The organism is Diaphorobacter oryzae DSM 22780, from assembly GCF_059568935.1.
The window spans coordinates 147,963-168,250 of record NZ_JCANUL010000003.1 but is presented as its reverse complement, the minus strand read 5'-3'; the positions used below and the strand labels follow the sequence as shown (position 1 = coordinate 168,250).

Annotated in this window: 17 protein-coding genes; 14 read left to right on the top strand and 3 right to left on the bottom strand. The window is 69.7% G+C overall.

Going from position 1 to position 20,288, the window contains the following annotated elements; all coding sequences use genetic code 11:
- The first annotated feature begins 17 nt into the window (after nucleotides 1-17).
- From BP68_RS06850 to BP68_RS06800, 11 genes are all read left to right on the top strand, one after another.
- Nucleotides 18-2,057 (top strand): heavy metal translocating P-type ATPase, encoded by a 2,040-nt coding sequence (locus BP68_RS06850; protein ID WP_496369983.1) that lies wholly within the window; start codon nucleotides 18-20, stop codon nucleotides 2,055-2,057.
- The gene (locus BP68_RS06845) at nucleotides 2,054-2,449 is read left to right on the top strand and encodes a DUF3703 domain-containing protein (protein ID WP_496369979.1); all 396 of its coding nucleotides are present in this window, start codon (nucleotides 2,054-2,056) and stop codon (nucleotides 2,447-2,449) included. Before BP68_RS06850 ends, BP68_RS06845 begins: the two co-directional genes overlap by 4 nt.
- A gap of 144 nt (nucleotides 2,450-2,593) precedes the next feature.
- Nucleotides 2,594-3,217 carry a YitT family protein gene (locus BP68_RS06840; RefSeq protein ID WP_496369976.1) on the top strand — a complete coding sequence of 208 codons (624 nt, stop codon included), beginning with the start codon at nucleotides 2,594-2,596 and terminating at the stop codon, nucleotides 3,215-3,217.
- 62 nt (nucleotides 3,218-3,279) lie between these two features.
- Nucleotides 3,280-3,714 carry a hypothetical protein gene (locus tag BP68_RS06835; protein WP_496369975.1) on the top strand — a complete coding sequence of 145 codons (435 nt, stop codon included), beginning with the start codon at nucleotides 3,280-3,282 and terminating at the stop codon, nucleotides 3,712-3,714.
- A gap of 98 nt (nucleotides 3,715-3,812) precedes the next feature.
- Complete coding sequence (locus BP68_RS06830; protein WP_496369973.1) at nucleotides 3,813-4,154, top strand: hypothetical protein; 342 nt, start codon at nucleotides 3,813-3,815, stop codon at nucleotides 4,152-4,154.
- The gene (locus tag BP68_RS06825) at nucleotides 4,151-5,587 is read left to right on the top strand and encodes a TolC family protein (RefSeq protein WP_496369972.1); all 1,437 of its coding nucleotides are present in this window, start codon (nucleotides 4,151-4,153) and stop codon (nucleotides 5,585-5,587) included. Before BP68_RS06830 ends, BP68_RS06825 begins: the two co-directional genes overlap by 4 nt.
- A gap of 1 nt (nucleotide 5,588) precedes the next feature.
- The gene (locus tag BP68_RS06820) at nucleotides 5,589-6,971 is read left to right on the top strand and encodes a multicopper oxidase family protein (RefSeq protein WP_496369971.1); all 1,383 of its coding nucleotides are present in this window, start codon (nucleotides 5,589-5,591) and stop codon (nucleotides 6,969-6,971) included.
- A gap of 14 nt (nucleotides 6,972-6,985) precedes the next feature.
- Complete coding sequence (locus BP68_RS06815) at nucleotides 6,986-7,471, top strand: cupredoxin domain-containing protein (protein WP_496369969.1); 486 nt, start codon at nucleotides 6,986-6,988, stop codon at nucleotides 7,469-7,471.
- 44 nt (nucleotides 7,472-7,515) lie between these two features.
- Nucleotides 7,516-8,004 carry a DUF411 domain-containing protein gene (locus BP68_RS06810; RefSeq protein WP_496370389.1) on the top strand — a complete coding sequence of 163 codons (489 nt, stop codon included), beginning with the start codon at nucleotides 7,516-7,518 and terminating at the stop codon, nucleotides 8,002-8,004.
- A gap of 29 nt (nucleotides 8,005-8,033) precedes the next feature.
- Complete coding sequence (locus tag BP68_RS06805) at nucleotides 8,034-8,420, top strand: copper-binding protein (RefSeq protein WP_496369967.1); 387 nt, start codon at nucleotides 8,034-8,036, stop codon at nucleotides 8,418-8,420.
- Between the two features lie 223 nt (nucleotides 8,421-8,643).
- Complete coding sequence (locus BP68_RS06800) at nucleotides 8,644-10,719, top strand: copper-transporting P-type ATPase (RefSeq protein WP_496370387.1); 2,076 nt, start codon at nucleotides 8,644-8,646, stop codon at nucleotides 10,717-10,719.
- Between the two features lie 84 nt (nucleotides 10,720-10,803).
- Here the strand turns inward: BP68_RS06800 and BP68_RS06795 are convergent, their stop codons facing one another.
- Nucleotides 10,804-11,646, bottom strand: coding sequence for a MetQ/NlpA family ABC transporter substrate-binding protein (locus BP68_RS06795; RefSeq protein WP_496369965.1), 843 nt, complete (start codon nucleotides 11,644-11,646; stop codon nucleotides 10,804-10,806).
- A 314-nt stretch (nucleotides 11,647-11,960) separates the two neighbouring features.
- Between BP68_RS06795 and BP68_RS06790 the strand changes: the two genes are divergently transcribed.
- On the top strand, nucleotides 11,961-12,974 hold the full coding sequence (locus tag BP68_RS06790; protein ID WP_496369963.1) for a P1 family peptidase: 1,014 nt from the start codon (nucleotides 11,961-11,963) through the stop codon (nucleotides 12,972-12,974).
- A 2-nt stretch (nucleotides 12,975-12,976) separates the two neighbouring features.
- Nucleotides 12,977-14,314, top strand: coding sequence for a TAXI family TRAP transporter solute-binding subunit (locus BP68_RS06785; protein ID WP_496369961.1), 1,338 nt, complete (start codon nucleotides 12,977-12,979; stop codon nucleotides 14,312-14,314).
- A gap of 15 nt (nucleotides 14,315-14,329) precedes the next feature.
- Here BP68_RS06785 and BP68_RS06780 read toward each other — a convergent pair whose 3' ends face one another.
- Together BP68_RS06780 and ettA are read right to left on the bottom strand one after the other, a co-directional pair.
- Entirely contained in the window at nucleotides 14,330-16,471 is a 2,142-nt protein-coding gene (locus BP68_RS06780; protein WP_496369959.1) for a DUF1631 family protein, read from the bottom strand.
- A 134-nt stretch (nucleotides 16,472-16,605) separates the two neighbouring features.
- Nucleotides 16,606-18,267, bottom strand: coding sequence for an energy-dependent translational throttle protein EttA (gene ettA, locus BP68_RS06775; RefSeq protein WP_496369957.1), 1,662 nt, complete (start codon nucleotides 18,265-18,267; stop codon nucleotides 16,606-16,608).
- Between the two features lie 244 nt (nucleotides 18,268-18,511).
- On the opposite strand from ettA, the gene BP68_RS06770 reads away from it, so the two are divergent.
- Complete coding sequence (locus BP68_RS06770) at nucleotides 18,512-20,236, top strand: DEAD/DEAH box helicase (RefSeq protein WP_496369955.1); 1,725 nt, start codon at nucleotides 18,512-18,514, stop codon at nucleotides 20,234-20,236.
- Nucleotides 20,237-20,288: the final 52 nt, after the last annotated feature.

Below are 20,288 nucleotides of genomic sequence, written 5' to 3'. Positions count from 1 at the left end.
AGGTTTCCAATCATGGCATGCGCCACGATCACCCCCCCCATTCCCCCAAGCACCACCACGGGCATGTCGAGGCTGCCGCCGCGCCGGCACCGGCAGCCGCCTGCTGCGGCTGCGGGTCGGCAGACAGCAACGACGCCGACCACGGCCATGACCACGGCACGCTGCCCGGCTGGCCGCGCATCGCCGCCGCGCTCGTCATGGCCGCCGGCGCCGAGGTGGCGCACTGGCTCCAGCAGGACCCTGCGGGCATGGCCCTGGCCGTGGTCGCCATTGCGCTGTCGGGCCTGGGCGTCTACCAGGCCGGCCTGAAGGACCTGGCGCGGCTGCGCCTGGGCATCCATGCGCTCATGGCCGTGGCCGTGACCGGCGCCTTCCTCATCGGCCAGTGGCCCGAGGCCGCCATGGTCATGGCGCTGTACGTGGCCGCCGAACGCATCGAGGACGGCGCCCTGGACCGCGCCCGCCACGCCATCCGCAACCTGCTGCAGCTGGCCCCCGAGACCGCCGACCTGCTGCAGCCCGACGGCAGCGTGCAGCGCGTGCCCGTGGCCCAGGTGCCGCTGGGCGCCACCCTGCGCATCGCCCCCGGCGCCCATGTGCCGCTGGACGGCACGGTCACGCAGGGCAGCAGCGCCGTGAACCAGGCCCCCATCACCGGCGAGAGCCAGCTGGCCGACAAGGCCCCCGGCGACCCGCTGTACGCCGGCAGCGTGAACCAGCACGGCGAGCTGCAGATGCAAGTGACCGCCCCGCCCGGCGACACGCTGCTGGCGCGCATCGTGCGTGCCGTGGAACAGGCCCAGGCCGGCAAGGCGCCCATCCAGCGCTTCGTGGACCGCTTCGCCGCCGTGTACACCCCCGTCGTCTTCGTGCTGGCCCTGCTGCTGGCGCTGCTGGCGCCGCCGCTGCTGGGCTGGCCCTGGCTGCAGGCCGCCTACCAGGCGCTGGCGCTGCTGGTGATCGCCTGCCCCTGCGCGCTGGTCATCTCCACGCCGGTCACGGTGGTCAGCGCCCTCACGGCGGCGGCGCGGCGCGGCATTCTCATCAAGGGCGGCGGCGCGCTCGAATCGGCGCGCGGCCTGCGCACGCTGGCGCTGGACAAGACCGGCACGCTGACCACGGGCAGCCCCACGCTCGTGGACTGGCAGGCGCTGAACGCCACCGATGCCGGCGATGCCGGCGATGCCGCCGTCGCAGCGACCGCGGCCTGGCAGCTGGCCAGCCGCTCCGAGCACCCCGTCTCGCGCGCCATCGCCGCCGGCCTACCGGCCGCCGACGCCAACGGCGTGCAGAACCTGCAGGCCCTGCCCGGCCGCGGCGTGCAGGCCGACATCGACGGCCGCCGCTGGATGCTGGGCAACCTGCGCCTGATGCGCGAAATGAACCTGGCCGACGCCGCGCTCGAAGAGGCCCTGGCCCGCCACGAGCAGCAGGGCCGCACCGTCACCCTGCTGGCCGATGCGCAGGCCGTGCGCGCGCTGTTCGCCGTGGCCGACCCGCTGCGCGGCCATGCCCGCGAGGCCATTGCCCAGCTGCGCGCCCTGGGCGTGCACCCGGTGGTGCTGAGCGGCGACAACTCCGCCACCGTGCAGGCGGTTGCCGCCGAGGCCGGCATCGAGGACGCGCGCGGCAGCCTGCTGCCGCAAGACAAGCTGGACGCCCTGGCCGCGCTGCAGCGCACCCACGGCCCCACGGCCATGGCGGGCGACGGCATCAACGACGCCCCGGCCCTGGCCCGCGCCGACCTGGGCTTCGCCATGGGCGGGGCGCACAGCACCGGCATGGCCATGGAGACGGCCGATGTGGTGCTCATGAACGACGACCTGCGCCGCATCCCCGACACCGTGCGCCTGTCGCGCCGCGCCCACGGCGTGCTGTGGCAGAACATCGCGCTGGCGCTGGGCGTCAAGGCCGTGTTCTTCGCCCTGGCGCTGATGGGCATGGCCTCCATGTGGATGGCCGTGGTGGCCGACATGGGCGTGAGCCTGCTGGTGGTCGCCAACGGCCTGCGCCTGCGCCGCTGGGCCGGCCCGGCCGCCGGGGAGCAGGCGCCATGAGCCAGGCCCGCCAACGCGCCGCCTTCGCGCACCTGCTGCGCCGCTTCCGCGCCAGCGCGGACGAGCCCACGCCCCAGCGCTGGCGCTACCTGGAGGCGGCCCATGTGCTGGGCCAGAACCGCCTGGACCTGCACTGGCGCTCGCACTGGCACATGCTGCGCTTTGCGCTGCGGCTGGGCGACGGACGGGAGGCGCGCGGCCAGCTCGCCCGGCTGGCGCTCACGCCCCTGGGCCACCTGGTGCGCCGCCTGCCCCAGGGCAACATCGGCCGCGCCAGCGTGCCGGCCCTGCAGCCCATGGTGCCCAGCCCGGCGGTGCGCGCCTGCATCACCGCTGCCATGGCCGCCACGCAGCCGCCGGGCGCCGGGGATACAAGTCAAAACAGCCTCTAGCGCTTACCCATCAAGCGCCAAAAGCTCATCTTTCAGGAGCAAAAACACCACAGCCAGCCAGGACGTTGACGCAGCGCAATGCAGCGGCCATGGCGCCATGGTGCAATCGCGCGCCCGCCGGCACCCTATTCGCTTTTGATCGCCATGTCCTCCACCACCGCCCTCCCCGCCACCATGGTCCCCCACACGCGCACCGAAGACACCGTGGCCATCTGCGTGGGTGTCATGCTGATCTCGGTGGGCGTGGCCTTTCTGGCCAGCGCCGGGCTGCTCACGGGCGGCATGGCGGGCCTGGCCTTCGTGCTGCACTACGCCACGGGCATCGGCTTCGGCAAGCTGTTCTTCGTGCTCAACCTGCCGTTCTACTGGCTGGCGCTGCGCAAGCTGGGCCTGCCCTTCACGCTCAAGACCTTCGCCGCCGTGGCGCTGCTGTCCGTGCTGTCGGAGCTGCAGTCGCAGTTCCTGCAGATCAGCCAGCTGCACCCGCTGTACGCCGCGCTGACCGGCGGCCTCATCATGGGCATGGGCTTTCTGGTGCTGTTTCGCCACCGCTGCAGCCTGGGCGGCGTGGGCATCCTGGCGCTGTACCTGCAGGACCGCTACGGCTGGCGCGCCGGCAAGGTGCAGATGGCCGTGGACTGCTGCATCGTGCTGGCGGCCCTGGTCACCGTGGAGCCCATGCGCGTGCTGTGGTCCGTGGTGGGGGCCGTGGCGCTGAACCTGGTGCTGGCCATGAACCACCGGCCCGGGCGCTACATGGCGGTCTGAGCCCCGCGACGCCGCAGCGCGCGCCGGGGAACTTCCGCCCCCGCGCCGGTATCATTCGGGCCATGCGCCGCACCGTTGCCATGATCCTGGGTCTGCTGCTGGTCCTTCGGGGCCTGCTGGGCGACGCCATGGCCATGGGCCTGGCCCCCGTGCCTCCGGTCGGCGGCATGCACGACGCCGTGGCCGCGGCGGCCATGCACGCAGGCCACGCCATGGCGGACAGCCATGCCGTGCCAGACGCCCCTTCCGGCAGCCATGCCACCATGGCCGATGGCGCCGCGCCCGCGCAGCACTGCGCCAGCGACGCCGGCGACTGCCATGCCGAACACCCCGCCGGCTGCTCGGCCTGCGGCATCTGCCATTCGGCCCTGTCGGTGCCGGCCTGCGCCGCGGGTACCCCTGTGGCCGACGCCGGCACGCCCTACCCCCAGCGCAGCGCGCGCTTTGCCAGTGCCCCTGCCGCACTGGCCATCAAACCACCCATCTCCGAGACCTGACGCCCGAAGTGCGTCCGCCGCCCGCCGCAGCCGCCCTTTGGCGGAGTTGCGGCACGGCACTGCGGACGCGGTGTTTGTCATGATCTTGGAGACTCCCCATGCGCCTCGCGCATTTCGCGGCCCTGGCCGCCGCCCTGGCCCCCAGTGCCTGGGCACAGGCCACGGGCACCCCCGCGGCCCGCCCATCCGCCCCCTCGGCCCACGCGGTCGCATCGGCACAGGCGCCCACCGCGCCCCTGCATCACCCGCCCCTGCCCGCCAGCGGCGCCATGGCCGACGGCACTGACGACTGGAAGGCCGCCAACGCCGCCGTGGGCCAATTCCCCCGCGGCCATGCCGATATCGTGCGCTGGGAGGCAGCGCAGCGCCCCGCCAGCGCGCCGGCCATGCCGCGCGGCGGCCACCCTCACCACCACGGCCAGCACGGGGGCCGGCCATGAGGCGCCCCCTGCACACCCTGTCCCTGCTGGCAGCGGCCCTGGCACTGGCCGGCTGCGCCAGCGTGGCCCCGGACGGACTGCGCGACGACGTGCAGGCCCACACGCAAAGCCGCCTGCCCGACGGTGCGCGCCTGCCCGCGCCCGACGCACAGGCCCGCGCCGACGCCCAGGCCCAGGTGGACCAATGGCTGCAGCAGCCCGTGGACGCAGACACCGCCGTGCGCGTGGCCCTGCTGAACAACCCGGCGCTGCAGGCCCGGCTGGCCCAGCTGGCCGCCCAGGACGCCGAGCGCGCCCAGGCGCTGACGCTGTTCAACCCCACGCTCACCCTGGGGCGTTTCACCAGCGGGCATGAGCGCGAGATCGAACGCCAGATCGGCTTCAGCCTGGTCCAGGTGCTCACCCTGCCGTGGCGCACCCGCTGGCAGGGCTGGCAGATGGAGCAGGCCACGCTGACCGCCGCGCAGGACGTCCTGCGGCTGGCCCTGGATACGCGCCGCGCCTGGCTGCGCGCCGTGGCGGCCCGGCAGGTGCTGGCCGCCCACGAGCGCATGCACGAGGCCGCCGACGCCGGCAGCGAGCTGGCGCGGCGCATGGCGCGCGTGGGCAACTTCAGCCGGCTGCAGCAGGCGCGTGAACTCGCCACCGCGCAGGAGGCCGCCGCGCAACTGGCCCGTGCGCGCCTGAACGCGGCGCTGGAGCACGAACGGCTGGCGCGCCTGATGGGGCTGTGGGGCACGCGGGCCGACTTCGCGCTGCCCGAGCAGCTGCCCGCCCTGCCCGCCGCCGAAGGGTTGCACAGCGGCGACGATGCCGAGGCCACGGCCCTGCGCGAGCGCCTGGACCTGCGCGCCCTGCGCCGCGAGCTGGACACCACGGCCGACCGCAGCGGCTGGGCCGGCGTGGGCGCGGTGTTCGGCGACATCGGCCTGAGCTACAGCCGCAACACCGCCACCGACCGGGCCACCGGCCACCACGAGGTCACCCGCGGCTGGGAGATCGACCTGCCCCTGCCCCTGTTCGACTGGGGCGGCTCCGCCACGGGCCGCGCGCGCGCCGAACTGCAGCGCGGCGCGGCGCAACTGCAGGACGCCGCCCTGCGCGCGCGCGGCGAGGCGCGCACCGGCTGGCTGCGCTACCGCACGGCCTGGGACCTGGCACGCCAGCAGCAGGCCGAGGTGCTGCCGCTCGCGCGCCTGATGCAGGACGAGGCCGTGCTGCGCTACAACGGCATGTTCATCAGCGTCTGGGATCTGCTGGCCGAGGCGCGCAAGGCCACCCAGGCCGTGGCCACGGCGACCGAGGCCCAGCGCGACTTCTGGCTGGCCGAAGCCGAGCTGCAGTTCGCCCTTACGGCCGCATCGCCCGGCGAGCCCGCGGCCATGCCCGCCCCCGCCGCCACCCCCACCGCCGCATCCCGAGAAGGCCACTGACATGAACCGCCGCAATTTCTTCACCGGCGCGGCCGTGGCCGCCGCCTCTGCCGCCTCCGTCAGCCGCGTGGCCCTGGCCGCGCTGCCCGAGGCCGCGACCCAGTCCTCGGCCGACACGGCCGAGCCGCTCGTGCCGCCCAACGGCCGGCCCTACCGGCCCGTGGTCACGCTCAACGGCTGGACCACGCCCTGGCGCATGAACGACGGCGTCAAGGAGTTCCACCTGGTCGCCGAGCCCGTGGTGCGCGAGGTGGCGCCGGGCTTCTTCGTCAACATGTGGGGCTACAACGGCCAAAGCCCGGGCCCGACGATCGAAGTGGTCGAGGGTGATCGCGTGCGCATCTTCGTCACCAACCGCCTGCCCGAACACACCAGCGTGCACTGGCACGGCCAGCGCCTGCCCAGCGGCATGGACGGCGTGGCGGGGCTGACGCAGCCGCACATCCCGCCGGGCAAGACCTTCGTCTACGAGTTCACCGTCCGCCGCCCCGGCACCTTCATGTACCACCCGCATGCCGACGAGATGGTGCAGATGGCCATGGGCATGATGGGCCTGTGGATCACCCACCCCAAGGCGAAGCACCCGCTCATCGCCGAGGTGCAGCGCGACTACGCCTTCCTGCTCAGCGCCTACGCGGTGGAGCCCGGCAGCATGACGCCGCGCGTCAACGAGATGACGGACTTCAACATCTGGACCTTCAACAGCCGCGTGTTCCCCGCCATCAGCCCGCTGGTCGCCAGGCAGGGCGACCGGGTGCGCATGCGCGTGGGCAACCTGACCATGACCAACCACCCCATCCACCTCCACGGCCACGAGTTCGAGGTGACCGGCACCGACGGCGGCCCCGTGCCCAGGGGCGCGCGCTGGCCCGAGGTGACCACCGACGTGGCCGTGGGCCAGATGCGGCAGGTGGAGTTCATCGCCGACGAACTCGGCGACTGGGCCCTGCACTGCCACAAGAGCCACCACACCATGGGCGCCATGGGGCACGACGTGCCCACCATGATCGGCGTGCAGCATGCGGGCCTGGTGGGCAAGATCCAGAAGATCGTGCCCGACTACATGGTGATGGGCGAGCGCGGCATGGCCGACATGGGCGCCATGGAAATGCCCCTGCCCGACAACACCTTCCCCATGATGACCGGCACCGGCCCCTTCGGCCCGCTGGAGATGGGCGGCATGTTCACCACGCTGAAGGTGCGCCAGGGCCTGGCCGCGGGCGACTACCGCGATCCGGGCTGGTACCAGCACCCGGCCGGCACCGTGGCGCGCGAATGGACGGGCGCCCCCCACGACGCCACGGCCCCGCGCCAGACCCCGCCCGGCCAGGCGCCCGGCGCGCCCCGCGTGCGCAAGCCGGACGCCGGCCACGCTCACCATTGATCCACGGAAACCCCATGAAAACTATCAAATTAATAGCTATTTGCGCTTTATTGGCGGGCGCTACGGCCAGTTTTGGCCATGAAAACGCCGCGCATGGAGGCCATGCCGCCGTCGCCCCGCAGCAGCAAGACTGGGGCATTGCGGGCCAGGCCCGGGACGCCAGGCGCACCATCACCCTGCGCATGACGGACGACATGCGCTTCACACCATCGCACTTCACCGTCAAGCAGGGCGAGACCGTGCGGCTGCGCGTGGAAAACAAGGGCCAGGTCATGCACGAGGTGGTGCTGGGCACGCAGGGCACGCTCGAGGAGCACGCGGCCATGATGCTCAAGTACCCGGGCATGGAGCATGCCGAGCCCCACATGGCCCATGTGGCCCCGGGCCGCAAGGAAGACCTGGTCTGGCACTTCAACCGCACCGGCAGCTTCGACTTTGCCTGCCTCATCGCCGGCCATTTCCAGGCGGGCATGCGCGGCACGTTCACCGTCACGCCATGAGCCGCGCCCCTCGCCATCACACCCTCAGGAGTCATCCCATGTCCATGCAACACCCCAGCCGCCGCCAATGGATGGCGGCACTCGCCGCCGGCCTGGCCGGCACCGCCCTGCCCGCCCTGGCCAGCGGCAATGCACCGAAGACCGCCGTCGAGGTCTGGAAGGACCCCAACTGCGGCTGCTGCCAGGACTGGGTGGTGCACATGGAGGCCAACGGTTTCACCGTCACCGTGCACGAGGAGGGCAACGCCGCCGTGCGCGCCAAGCTCGGCCTGCCCACGCGTCTGGGCTCCTGCCACACGGCGCTGGTGGGCGGCTACCTGCTCGAAGGCCATGTACCCGCCGCCGACGTGCACAAGCTGCTCAAGGCCAAGCCCAAGGCCCTGGGCCTCACGGTGCCCGGCATGCCCGTGGGCAGCCCCGGCATGGACGGCCCGGAATACAAGGGCCGCAAGGACCCCTACGACGTGCTGCTGGTCACCAAGAACCTGATGAACAGCGACGTCTCGACGCGCGTGTTCACCAGCTACCGCTGATTCACAAATCTCCCCGCAAGGACACAGCCATGCACCTTTCAATCCACCGCTCGACGCGCCACGCCGCCGTGCTGCTGGCCCTGCTGGGCACGGCCTGGACCGGCGCCCACGCGCAGGCCACGGACCATGATGCCCACCATGCCCCCGAGCCAGCGGCCGCCGCGCCGGCCGCCGCCGCTGCGGACGACGCCCAGGCGCTGAGCGACGGCGAAGTCACGCGGCGCGATGCGCGCACCGGCAAGCTGACCATCCGCCACGGCGAGATCGCCAACCTGGGCATGCCCCCCATGACCATGGTCTTCGCACTCCAGGACCCGGCCCAGGGCAGCGCCCTGAAGCCCGGCGACAAGGTGCGCTTTCGCGCCCAGGAGGTGAACGGCGCCCTGCTGATCACCCACATCGAAGCCGTGCGCTGAGCGCATTCCCGCGCGCCCATCCGCCCCGGTGCCTCGGCCCCGGGGCCAACCAGGAGTTCCCATGACCTCCCCGCCCCGGCCACCCGCCCATCCGCACCCGCATCCCGGCGACCAGGGAGCGCGGCCCCACCAGGCACACCACGCAGCCGCCGGCAGCCATGCATCGGCGACACCGCCCGGCCCTGCCGGTGGCGAGCCCGCGGGGACGATCTACACCTGCCCCATGCACCCGGAAGTCCGCCAGGACCACCCGGGCACCTGCCCCAAGTGCGGTATGGCGCTGGAGCCTGAACTGCCCCGCCTGGACGATGACAATCCCGAGCTGCGCGACTTCAGCCGGCGCTTTTGGTGGACGCTGCCGCTGACCGTGGTGGTGGCGGTGCTGGCCATGCTGGGGCACAGGCTGGGCTGGCTGGACATGGCCACGCAAAGCTGGCTGGAGCTCCTGCTGTCGCTGCCCGTCGTTCTGTGGGCCGGCCGGCCGTTCTTCGCGCGCGGCTGGCAGTCGGTGGTTCACCGCAGCCCCAACATGTGGACGCCGATCGCATTGGGCACGGGAGCCGCCTTTGCCTACAGCGTGGCCGCGACAGTGGCACCGCAGGCATTCCCCGCCTCGTTCGTGTCCATGGGACGCGTGGCCGTGTACTTTGAGGCGGCGGTGGTCATCATCTCGCTGACTCTGCTCGGGCAGGTGCTGGAACTGAAGGCCCGCTCCCAGACCTCGGCGGCCATCAAGGCCCTGCTGGACCTGGCCCCCAAGACGGCGCGCCGCATCAATGCCGACGGCAGTGAAGAGGACGTGCCCTTGGGCCATGTGCATACCGGCGACCTGCTGCGCGTGCGCCCCGGCGAAAAGGTGCCCGTGGACGGGGTGGTGACCGAAGGCAGCAGCTCAGTCGATGAATCCATGCTGACCGGGGAGCCCCTGCCGGTCAGCAAACGCGCCGGCGACCCGCTCATCGGCGCCACGCTGAACACCAGCGGCGCGCTGGTGATGCGATCGGAAAAGGTCGGAGCCGCCACCGTGCTGTCGCAGATCGTGCAGATGGTTGCACAGGCACAGCGATCCAAGGCACCGATGCAGCGCATGGCCGACCAGGTGGCGGGTGGGTTCGTGATCGCGGTGGTGGCGATCGCCTTGGTCACGTTCTTTGCATGGGGCCTGTGGGGGCCGCAACCGAGCTGGGTGTATGCGCTGATCAACGCCGTGGCCGTGCTGATCATTGCCTGCCCCTGCGCGCTGGGCCTGGCCACGCCGATGTCCATCATGGTGGCCACCGGACGGGGCGCGCAGCACGGCGTACTGTTTCGCGATGCGGCGGCCATCGAGAACCTGCGCAAGGTGGACACGCTGATCGTCGACAAGACCGGCACCCTGACGGAGGGCCGCCCCGCATTCGACCGCGCCGTGGGCGCGGGCACCACCAGCGCCGACGATGTGCTGCGCCTGGCCGCGAGCCTGGATCAGGGCAGCGAGCACCCCTTGGCCGACGCCATCGTGCGTGCCGCGCGCGAGCGCGGGCTGCCCCTGGAGAAGCCCGAGCACTTCGAGTCAGGCTCCGGCATCGGCGTGCGCGGCCTCGTCGGCGGGCGGCACCTGGCGCTAGGCAACACGGCGCTGATGCAGCAAGAGGGTGTGGCGGTCGATACGCTGCTCACGCAAGCCGAGGCGTTCCGCGCCGAAGGCGCCAGCGTGATGTACCTGGCCGTCGATGGCCAACTGGCCGGCGTGCTGGCGGTGACCGACCCGGTCAAGACCACCACGCCCGAAGCGCTGGCGGCGCTGCAGGCGGCAGGGCTGCGCATCATCATGGCCACGGGCGACGGCGAAACCACGGCGCGCGCGGTGGGCCGGCGCCTGGGCATTGACGAGGTGCACGGTGAAGTCCAACCCGCCGACAAACTGCAATTGGTTGAACGGCTTCAGCGCACAGGCCGCGTGGTGGCGATGGCGGGGGACGGCATCAACGATGCGCCGGCGCTGGCCCAGTCCGACGTTGGCATCGCGATGGGCACGGGCACCGATGTGGCCATGAGCAGTGCCCAGCTCACCCTGGTCAAGGGCGATCTGCGCGGCATCGCCACGGCGCGTACTTTGTCCGAAGACACGGTTCGCAACATGAAGCAGAACCTGCTGTTTGCCTTCATCTACAACGGCCTGGGCATCCCCGTGGCAGCGGGCGTCCTGTATCCGTTCTCCGGCTGGTTGCTGTCGCCCATGATCGCCGCGCTGGCGATGAGCCTGAGTTCGGCGTCTGTGATCGCGAATGCCCTGCGGCTGCGCCATGGAAAGCCCTGACCTGGCAGGAGCTTAGGGGTCCGCCACGCCTGCCTGGCGCACCGCAGACCGCTGCGGCGGACGGTGCGCCGCCGCCGATGGCGTTTACTGCAGGAAGCCGGGCTTGGCATAGCCCGCGAACTTGGTGTCCACCACGGTCTTGAATTCCTGCGAACGGAAGGCCGCCTCCAGGTCCTTGGCCCACTGCGTGTTCCGGTCCTTGGTCTTCACGGCGGCGATGTTCAGGTAATGCTCGGGGGTCTTTTCCAGCAGCACGGCCTCTTGCAGCTTCAGGCCGGAGGAGATGGCGAAGTTGCCGTTGATGATGGCGTACTGCGTGTCATCCAGCGCACGGGGCAGATGGGCGGCATCCAGCGGCACCAGCTTGATCTTGCGGGGGTTGGAGGCCAGGTCCAGCTCCGACACGCGCAGCGGGTTCACGCCCTCCTTCAGCTTCACCAGGCCCGCCTGCTGCAGGAGCAGGATGCCGCGCGCCAGGTTGCTGGGGTCGTTGGGCAGGGCCACACGGTCGCCGTCCTTCAGTTCCGCCAGGGACTTGCGCTGCTTGGAATACACGCCCATCGGAGCAATGGGGCCTTGCACCAGGGCCGACAGATCCAGCTTGCGGTCGCCCTTGAACTGGTTGAAATACACCTCGTGCTGGAAGAAATTGGCGTCCAGCGAGCCATCGGCCAGCGCCAGGTTGGGCTGTACGTAGTCGTTGAACTCGACCAGCTTGACCTTGTAGCCTTTCTTTTGCAGCAGGGGCACGATGCCTGCCTGCAGCTGGTCGATGTTGGAACCTGCGGTGCCGCCGATCACGATCTGCTTCTTGCTGGCGTCCTGGGCCATGGCCGTTGCGGTCAGGCCCAACGAGGCTGCGGTGACGGCGGCGATGGAAGCGGCAATGCTCAGCACGGAGCGGCGGGTATGGAAGCGGGCGGTCATGGGTGTCTATCTCCCGGTGCACAACGGGCACCTGCGTTCTCTGTGAATGTGATCCGGCGGCACGCGCCCTCTGCGGCCTGCCTGCCACCGGGTGCGTGTCGTCCGTGTACGGTGCGGAGCCGGCTTGTGCGGCACCAACGGGACGTAGTATCAAAAGAACAGCTCAGACACACAACAAATATAAAAACTGATGCTTATGCAAATTAATGTATTTGCAATCACAACCCCCATCCCCGCGCAGCCGCCCAACCCGAAATGCCCGTGGCAGCCAGCGCGCCGCCCCGCGCACCGGCTCCCTTGATAATCGGCGCGCTATGCCATTTGACAAACACAACCCGTCGGCCGGTGCGATCACCGATGTGCCCGGAATCGAGGTGGGCCACTACACGGACGCACGCCGCCCCACGGGCTGTAGCGTGGTCATCGCACGCGAGGGCGCCGTGGCGAGCGTGGACGTGCGCGGCGCCGCACCCGGCACGCGCGAAACGGACCTGCTGGCCCCCGGCAACCTGGTGGACAGCGTGCACGCGGTCATGCTGGCCGGCGGCAGCGCCTGGGGCCTGGACGCCGCCACGGGCGCCGTGCGCTGGCTGGAGGAGCAAGGCGTGGGACTGGACGTGGGCGTGGGCCGCCTGCCGCTGGTGCCCGCGGCCGTGCTGTTCGACCTGGCCGTGGGCGACATGAAGATCCGCCCGGATGCGGCCGCCGGCTACGCCGCCTGCGCCGCCGCCACCTGCCTGCCGCCCGCCGAGGGCAACGTGGGCGCCGGCGCCGGGGCCGTGGTGGGCAAGATGTTCGGCATGCCGCACGCCATGAAGGGCGGGCTGGGCACGGCGTCGGTACGCGTGGGCGGCGTGACCGTGGGCGCTCTGATTGCCTGCAACGCCGTGGGGGATGTGGTCGACCCCGGCACCGGCCTGCCCCTGGCGGGCGCGCGCACGGCTGATGGGCAGGCCCTGCGCGATACGCGCCGCGCCCTGCTGCGCGGTGAACCGCCCCACCCGATGCTGGCGGGCAGCAATACCACCATCGGCGTGATTGCCACCGATGCCCGGCTCTCCAAGGTACAGGCCCAGCGCCTGGCCCTGGCCGGCCACGACGGGCTGGCGCGCAGCATCAACCCCGTGCACACCATGAGCGACGGCGACACGCTGTTCACCCTGGCCACCGGCAAGCGGGCGCAGCACCCGGGCATGATGGTGCTGGCCACCATGGCGGCCGAGGCTGTGGCCCGAGCCACCGTGCGCGCCGTGCTGGCAGCACGCACGATAGCCACGGCCGAGGGCCTGGTGCTGCACTGCCACGCCGATCTGGCCGCGAAGGGATAGCCATGGGACAGATGTCGCGCCGCCTGCGCAACCTGCTGCTGTCGCTGCGCGACCTGCTGCTCTCCGCGGGCCCCCTGGCCATCCTGTGCCTGGGGCTGGTTGGCCTGGCCTATTGGTGGCTGAACCCCGCACCGCCCCGCACGGTGACGCTGGCCACCGGCCCCGCGCAAAGCGCCTACGAGGCCTTTGGCAAACGCTACCAGGAAGCGCTGGCGGCCAATGGCATCGAGGTGCGGCTGCTGCCCAGCGACGGCTCCTCCTCCAACCTGCAGCTTCTGCGTGACGGCCGCGCGGACCTGGCCTTCGTGCAAGGCGGAACGGGCGAGTTGCGCCCCGAGGACGGCGATGCCCTGCTTTCGCTGGGCAGTCTGTTCGTCGAACCCATCTGGTTGTTCTACCGCAGCGATGTGGCGCACCGCATCCATCGGTCGGGACGCCTTGACGGACTGCACCAGCTGCGCGGCCTGCGCGTGAACGTGGGCTCTCCCGGCAGCGGCGTGCCCACGCTCATGGAACGGCTGCTGGAGGCCAACCGCGTTCCGCCCGGCGCACTCACGCTCACGCAGCTGGAGCAAACGCCGGCCACGGTGGAGTTTCTGGCCGGCCGGCTCGATGCGCTGGTGTTCGCCTCGGCGCCCGAGTCGCTCATGGTGCAGATGCTGCTGCAGACGCCCGGCGTGCAGCTCATGAGCTTTGCGCAGAACGAGGCCTACAGCCGGCGCTTTCCCTTCCTGACGCCGGTGACGCTGCCGCGCGGCGTGGTCGACCTGGCGGCCAACGTGCCGCCGCGCGACGTACGGCTGGTGGCCTCCACCACCTCGCTGCTGGCGCACGAGGACACGCACCCGGCCCTGCTGCAGCTCTTCGCGCAGAGCGCGCAGACCATCCACGGCAGCGCAGGCTGGTTCAACCGTGCCCGCGAGTTCCCCAGCACACGCCATGCCGAGCTGCCCATCGCCAAGGAGGGAGAGCGCGCCATCAATGAGCCCGCGCCGCTGCTGCAACGCTACCTGCCGTTCTGGATCGCCAACCTGGTCGAGCGCATGTGGCTGGTGCTGGGTATCTTGATCGCGGTGATGCTGCCGCTGTCGCGCGTCGTGCCGCCGCTGTACCAGTTCCGCGTGCGCTCGCGCGTGTTCCGCTGGTACGGGCACCTGCGCGAGGTCGAGGACGACCTGGAGGCCGGCCAGGCCACGCCCGACGAGTTGCGCGAACGGCTCGACCGCCTGGAAGCCCAGGTGGAAAAGGTGAGCGTGCCGCTGTCCTACGCCGACGAGCTGTATGCCCTGCGCAACCACATCCAGCTGGTGCGCAGGCGGCTGCCTCGTTCGGCTGCCTGAGAGGCCTGCCGCCCCTCAGCGCTGCCTGTCCGGCTTGCCGCGCACCGCGCGCAATGCCCGGTCCACCACCGGCTGCGCCGAGATCAACCGGAAGGCGCCCTCGCCCGCCAGCTTGTCGATCATGCGCCGCGTCATCGACTGCGTGCTGCCGTCCGCCGCTGTGAACAGGAACAGCGTGTGGTGCGGGCTGCTCCAGGTGAGCTGGGTGCGCACAGCACGCTGGTTGTTGACGATCTCCACCCACTGCCCGATTCGCAGCGGCGGCTGGGCAGGCGTGGCTGGCGCGGGAGCTTCTTCGGCCACAACCGGCATGTCGTGCGGCGCGATGTCTCCCTCCCTGGTTTCCGGCCCCGTGTCCGCCACTGCCGCGCCTGCGGCCGCATATTCCAGCGCCTCGCGCTGCAGGCCGGCCAGGCGTTCCTGCACCTCGACGATGCGCTCTTCGGGGTAGGCAATGCTCTCCAGCCCGCGGCGCACCGTCGGCGCCATGTCGGCAATGGCATGGCCCAGGCGCTCGGGATCGGCACGCAACTGGTCTGGCTGGGCGCAGCACAACAGCAGCGGCACCAATGCCAGATAGCCTCCCGGATCGTCGCCGCTCCCCGGCGGCTGGCTGCTTTGCGCCAGCGCCACCACATCGGCCCAGGGCCCGGTCACGAAGGCCAGCAAGTCCTGCGGCACCTTGTCGGCATCGGGCAACTGCCCGATGTTGGCGGCGATCTTCTCGGCCAGCAGCTCGCGCTGCTCGCGCTGCAGCAGTTCGCGCTGCTGGGCCTCATGGCGCTCACGTTGCTTGCGTTCCTGCGCCGACCAGGCCTTCTCCAGTGCCTTGAGCACATGCTCGAAAGGCACGGCGTCCTTGATCTCGACCGTGGCCAGGTGCCCCACGGCCTCGTTCACCAGGCGCATGAACCGGCTGAAGCCCGGCTGCCCCTCGCTGTTGAAGGCCAGGCTGCGCTGGGTGAGTTCGTCGAGCAACCGGCGGGCCGGATGCTGCTCATCCGAGAAAAAGCGCGAGTCATGGCGCACCAGCTCCTTGAGCGCCGGCTCCAGGCTTTGCACGGCACGCTGCATGGGAGGCAACAGGCGCGAATCCTGCGCAATGTTGTCCATCATGCGGCCCACGATCTCCTGCGCCGTGCGGTCGGGCGATGCCATGGCAGGAGTTGGAGCCACGGCGGCGCTCCAGCCGCTCACCGGCACCGGAGCCCCGCCCGCCAGGCGCCCCACGATGCGTTCAAGCTGCGCAATGTCTTCCATCGCCTCTGCGGCCGCCAAGGGTACGTAGCCGCCGCCGGCCACGGCGGGCGCATACCCGCCACGCGCGGCATCGTAGGCAAACGGATCGCCCCCGCCCGCCAGCATCTGGCGCAGGATGCCCACGGTCAGCATGGCTTCTTCGGCGGCGGGTGCCAAGGGCACGTTGCCGGACGCCCCCGCCCAGCCCGAGCCATAGCCACGGCCATAGGCACTGTGCGCCCCGTGCTCGCTACCCGGAGCACCATAGGCCGACGGCGCGTAGCCCACGCCCATCTGGCTGCTGCTTGCATACGCACCGCCGTGGACGCTGCGGGCGCCATGCATGCCAGCCACCGCGTAGCCCACCGGCTCCACGCCATGCTCGCGCAGGCTTTGGGCTGCGCGCTTGTAGGTGCTGACGAGCTGCTGACCCAGCAACTCCCGCATGTGGCTCATCCACAGCTGGCGCACCTCGCCGGTCACACCGGTTTCGCCCACCACCTGCTGCAATGCGCGTATGTAGTTCTCGGGCCGGAACGGGTTGCGCTCGGGCTGCACGCTGTGCAGGCCCTGGGCGGAGCTCACCAGGGTATTGAGTTCGGCCAGTGTGGCCTCGGTGGCATGCATGGCTATCTGCTGCGCCCGCGACAGTTCCACCTGCGCCAGAACGTCGGCATCGTCCATCAGCGCCAGCTCGCCAAAGTCCATGCCCGTCTCTTGCCCCGGCCGCATCTTGGGTGCCGACGGCCCCTCGGCAAAGATCTCCAGCAAGGCCATGGGATAGGCCTTGATGAGCGCTGCCTGGTGCTCCTTGAGCAGGCGCAGCGCATCGCCGATCAGGCTGCGCTGCCGGATGTCGCGGCTGGAGGACTCTCCCTCAGTCAACGCGCCGGACGTGACGCTGATCAATTGCCCCATCAGCGCCTCGCCGTCCCTCACGGCATTGACGACGCATGCGCGAAAAACCGTTCTGGCGCGGGACGCTGATAGGGGCATGGCAAGGGAGAGAAAGAATGGGCGGGGACTCGCCCAATGCTACTACCTGTAAGCGGTTATTTGAGTGCCTTGTAGCGCATACGCTTCGGTTGGGCCCCTTCCTCGCCCAATCGTTTTTTCTTATCGGCTTCGTATTCCTGGTAATTGCCATCGAAGAAGACCCACTGGCTGTCGCCCTCTGCCGCCAGGATGTGGGTGGCGATACGGTCCAGGAACCAGCGGTCGTGGCTGATCACGAGCACCGTGCCCGCGTATTCCAGCAAGGCATCTTCCAGCGCGCGCAGCGTTTCGACATCCAGGTCATTGGAAGGCTCGTCCAGCAGCAGGACGTTGCCCCCCTGGATCAACGTCTTGGCCAGGTGCAGGCGGCCGCGCTCACCGCCCGAGAGGTTGCCCACCTTTTTCTGCTGGTCCTGTCCGTTGAAGTTGAAGCGGCCGGCATAGGCGCGCGACGCCATGGTGAACTTGCCCACGTTGATCATGTCCAGACCACCGGAGATGTCCTCCCACACGGTCTTGTCATCGGCCAGCGCATCGCGGTGCTGGTCCACAAAAGCCATCTTCACGGTCTGGCCGATGTCCACCGTGCCGGAATCGGGCTGCTCCTTGCCGGCGATCAGCTTGAACAGGGTCGACTTACCGGCACCGTTCGGGCCGATGATGCCGACGATGGCGCCGGCCGGAATGTTCATCGACAGGTTGTCGATCAGCAGACGGTCGCCAAAGGCCTTGGAGACGTTGTTGAATTCGATGACCTTGGAGCCCAGGCGCTCTGCCACAGGAATGAAGATTTCCTGGGTTTCGTTGCGGCGCTGGTATTCGTAGTCGCTCAGTTCCTCGAAGCGCGCAATACGCGCCTTGGACTTGGCCTGGCGGCCCTTGGCGTTCTGGCGCACCCACTCCAATTCCTTCTTCAGTGCCTTGGCGCGGGCTTCCTCGCCCTTCTGTTCGGCTTCCAGGCGGTTGCCCTTCTGGATCAGCCAGTCGGAGTAGTTGCCCTTGTAGGGGATGCCGTGGCCACGGTCCAGTTCTAAAATCCACTCGGCCGCGTTGTCCAGGAAGTAGCGGTCGTGGGTGATGGCCACCACGGTGCCGCTGAAGCGGTGCAGGAACTGCTCCAGCCAGTCCACGGACTCGGCGTCCAAGTGGTTGGTGGGTTCGTCCAGCAGCAGCATGTCGGGCTTGGACAGCAGCAGCTTGCACAGCGCCACGCGGCGCTTTTCACCGCCGGAGAGCTGGCCAATGATGGCGTCCCAGGCAGGCAGTCGCAGGGCGTCGGCGGCGATTTCCAGCTGGTGCTCGGAATCGGTGCCGGCGGCGGCGATGATGGCCTCCAGTTCACCCTGCTCCTTCGCCAGGGCGTCAAAGTCGGCATCCTCTTCGGCGTAGGCGGCGTACACCTCTTCCAAGCGGGCCTTGGCGTTGTTCACCTCGGCCATGGCTTCTTCCACGGCCTGGCGCACCGTGTGCTCGGGATTGAGCTGCGGCTCCTGGGGCAGGTAACCGATAGACAGGCCAGGCATGGGCAGCGCCTCGCCTTCGAACTCCTTGTCCACGCCGGCCATGATCTTCAGCAGCGAGGACTTGCCGGAGCCATTCAGGCCCAGCACGCCAATCTTGGCGCCGGGGAAGAAACTGAGGGAAATGTCCTTCAAGATCTGCCGCTTGGGCGGCACGGTCTTGGTGACATGGTTCATCGAGAAAACGTATTGGGCCATGGATCTTGTTCAGAAAACGGGCAAAAAAATTCGCGCGGAAGCAGCGATTATCGGCGCATGCGACAATAGCGCTCGCCATGGGCTCCAGTTGCCCGCGGCATCAGCCTAGAAAGGCTGGGGACGATGGAAGCACCTTCCGGGCTCCCACTCTTGAACTCATCTGCCTACTGAACTGGCTCGGCGACCCGTAAAGTCGCCCGCAACAGGCCGATACCCAGCGCCCCGGATGGGCGCATCCAACTACATGACATTTGAAGAACTGAAGCTGGCGCCGGCCATTTTGCGTGCCGTGCAAGAACAGGGTTACGAGACCCCGACCCCCATCCAGGCCCAGGCTATTCCGGCGGTACTCGCCGGCCAGGATCTGCTCGCTGGTGCACAAACCGGCACCGGCAAGACCGCGGCCTTCACGCTGCCCATGCTGCACCGTCTGGCCCAAGGCAGCGTGCCCACCAACAAGTTTGGCGGTAAGGGCGTACGCGCCCTGGTGCTGACTCCCACGCGGGAACTGGCCGCGCAGGTCGAGGAATCCGTGCGTGACTATGGCAAGCACCTGGACATCCGTTCCACCGTGATCTTCGGCGGCGTGGGTATGAACCCGCAAATCGACCGCATCAAGCGCGGTGTGGACGTGCTCGTGGCCACTCCCGGCCGCCTGCTGGACCTGCAGCAGCAGGGTTTTATGGACCTGTCCACGGTCGAGATCCTGGTGCTGGATGAGGCCGACCGCATGCTGGACATGGGCTTCATCCACGACGTGAAGAAGGTGCTGGCCTTGCTACCGGCCGACAAGCAAAGCCTGCTGTTCTCCGCAACCTTCAGCGACGACATCCGCGAACTGGCCAACAGCCTGCTGCGCAACCCGCAAAGCATCCAGGTCACGCCCCGCAACACCACGGTGCAGCGCATCAGCCAGGTGATCCACCCCGTGGGCCGCGCCAAGAAGAAGCAGGTGCTGCTGCACATCATCCAGCAACACGACTGGAGCCAGGTGCTGGTGTTCACGCGAACCAAGTTTGGCGCCAACAATGTGGCCGAATACCTCACCAAGAACGGCGTGAGCGCCATGGCACTGCATGGCAACAAGAGCCAGAGCGCCCGCACGCAGGCGCTGGATGGCTTCAAGACAGGCCAGATTCGCGCCCTGGTTGCTACAGATATTGCAGCACGCGGCATTGACATCGACGACCTGCCGCATGTGGTGAACTACGAGATTCCCAACGTATCCGAGGACTACGTGCACCGCATCGGCCGCACCGGCCGTGCGGGCCGCGAGGGCCACGCCGTCAGCCTGGTCTGCATGGACGAGGAAGGCTTCATGATGGAGATCGAACGCTTCACGAAGCAAGAGATTCCCGTGCAGGTCATCGATGGCTTTGGCCCCGACGAAGGTGAAAAGGCCGAACCCATCGCCATGGGGCGCCAGACCATCTGGGGCGGCGCCGGCAAGCCACCCAGCCGCGAGGTCATGCAGGCGGCCGCCAAGTCTGCGCGCCAGGAGATGATGGAGCGCATCCGCACCAACAAGGCCGCCCAGGGTACGCCACGGGGCGGCCGCCAAGGCGGCCAAGGCGGCCAAGGCGGCCAAGGCGATGGTCAACGTGCCGCCGGTGGCGGGGGCCGTCCCGCGAACGCGAACAGCAATGGCCGCCCCGCAGGTCCGCGTGGCCAGCAGCAGCCGCAGAATGCCGCGGGCGGACGCCGCCGCGGCGGCAGTGGTGTCGGTAATGGAGGGGGCAATCGCCGCTTCGATGACAGCCAGCCGCGCGGCGAAAACGCCCACCTGGGCACCCAGCTCGGCCACATCGGCATTGGCCCGCGCCACGGCGCGGGCGGCCGCGGCGCGCAGCCCGACCCGATGCGCACCAGCGTGGACAGCATGGCCAACAAAGACCGCCGTGGCGGCTTCCGCAACAGCGGCGGCGGAGGCTCGCGTGGTCCGCGCGGTGGCGGTGGCTTCGGCCGCTGACACGCAGCACCCCCAGCAACAAGCCCGGCACCGCCGGGCTTTTTTCTGATGC

Bases quoted from the DNA above. Each gene is read 5' to 3' on its own strand.
- BP68_RS06850 (WP_496369983.1), top strand. From the start codon at position 18: ATGCGCCACGATCACCCCCCCCATTCCCCCAAGCACCACCACGGGCAT.
- BP68_RS06845 (WP_496369979.1), top strand. From the start codon at position 2,054: ATGAGCCAGGCCCGCCAACGCGCCGCCTTCGCGCACCTGCTGCGCCGC.
- BP68_RS06840 (WP_496369976.1), top strand. From the start codon at position 2,594: ATGTCCTCCACCACCGCCCTCCCCGCCACCATGGTCCCCCACACGCGC.
- BP68_RS06835 (WP_496369975.1), top strand. From the start codon at position 3,280: ATGCGCCGCACCGTTGCCATGATCCTGGGTCTGCTGCTGGTCCTTCGG.
- BP68_RS06830 (WP_496369973.1), top strand. From the start codon at position 3,813: ATGCGCCTCGCGCATTTCGCGGCCCTGGCCGCCGCCCTGGCCCCCAGT.
- BP68_RS06825 (WP_496369972.1), top strand. From the start codon at position 4,151: ATGAGGCGCCCCCTGCACACCCTGTCCCTGCTGGCAGCGGCCCTGGCA.
- BP68_RS06820 (WP_496369971.1), top strand. From the start codon at position 5,589: ATGAACCGCCGCAATTTCTTCACCGGCGCGGCCGTGGCCGCCGCCTCT.
- BP68_RS06815 (WP_496369969.1), top strand. From the start codon at position 6,986: ATGAAAACTATCAAATTAATAGCTATTTGCGCTTTATTGGCGGGCGCT.
- BP68_RS06810 (WP_496370389.1), top strand. From the start codon at position 7,516: ATGCAACACCCCAGCCGCCGCCAATGGATGGCGGCACTCGCCGCCGGC.
- BP68_RS06805 (WP_496369967.1), top strand. From the start codon at position 8,034: ATGCACCTTTCAATCCACCGCTCGACGCGCCACGCCGCCGTGCTGCTG.
- BP68_RS06800 (WP_496370387.1), top strand. From the start codon at position 8,644: ATGCACCCGGAAGTCCGCCAGGACCACCCGGGCACCTGCCCCAAGTGC.
- BP68_RS06795 (WP_496369965.1), bottom strand. From the start codon at position 11,646: ATGACCGCCCGCTTCCATACCCGCCGCTCCGTGCTGAGCATTGCCGCT.
- BP68_RS06790 (WP_496369963.1), top strand. From the start codon at position 11,961: ATGCCATTTGACAAACACAACCCGTCGGCCGGTGCGATCACCGATGTG.
- BP68_RS06785 (WP_496369961.1), top strand. From the start codon at position 12,977: ATGGGACAGATGTCGCGCCGCCTGCGCAACCTGCTGCTGTCGCTGCGC.
- BP68_RS06780 (WP_496369959.1), bottom strand. From the start codon at position 16,471: ATGGGGCAATTGATCAGCGTCACGTCCGGCGCGTTGACTGAGGGAGAG.
- ettA (WP_496369957.1), bottom strand. From the start codon at position 18,267: ATGGCCCAATACGTTTTCTCGATGAACCATGTCACCAAGACCGTGCCG.
- BP68_RS06770 (WP_496369955.1), top strand. From the start codon at position 18,512: ATGACATTTGAAGAACTGAAGCTGGCGCCGGCCATTTTGCGTGCCGTG.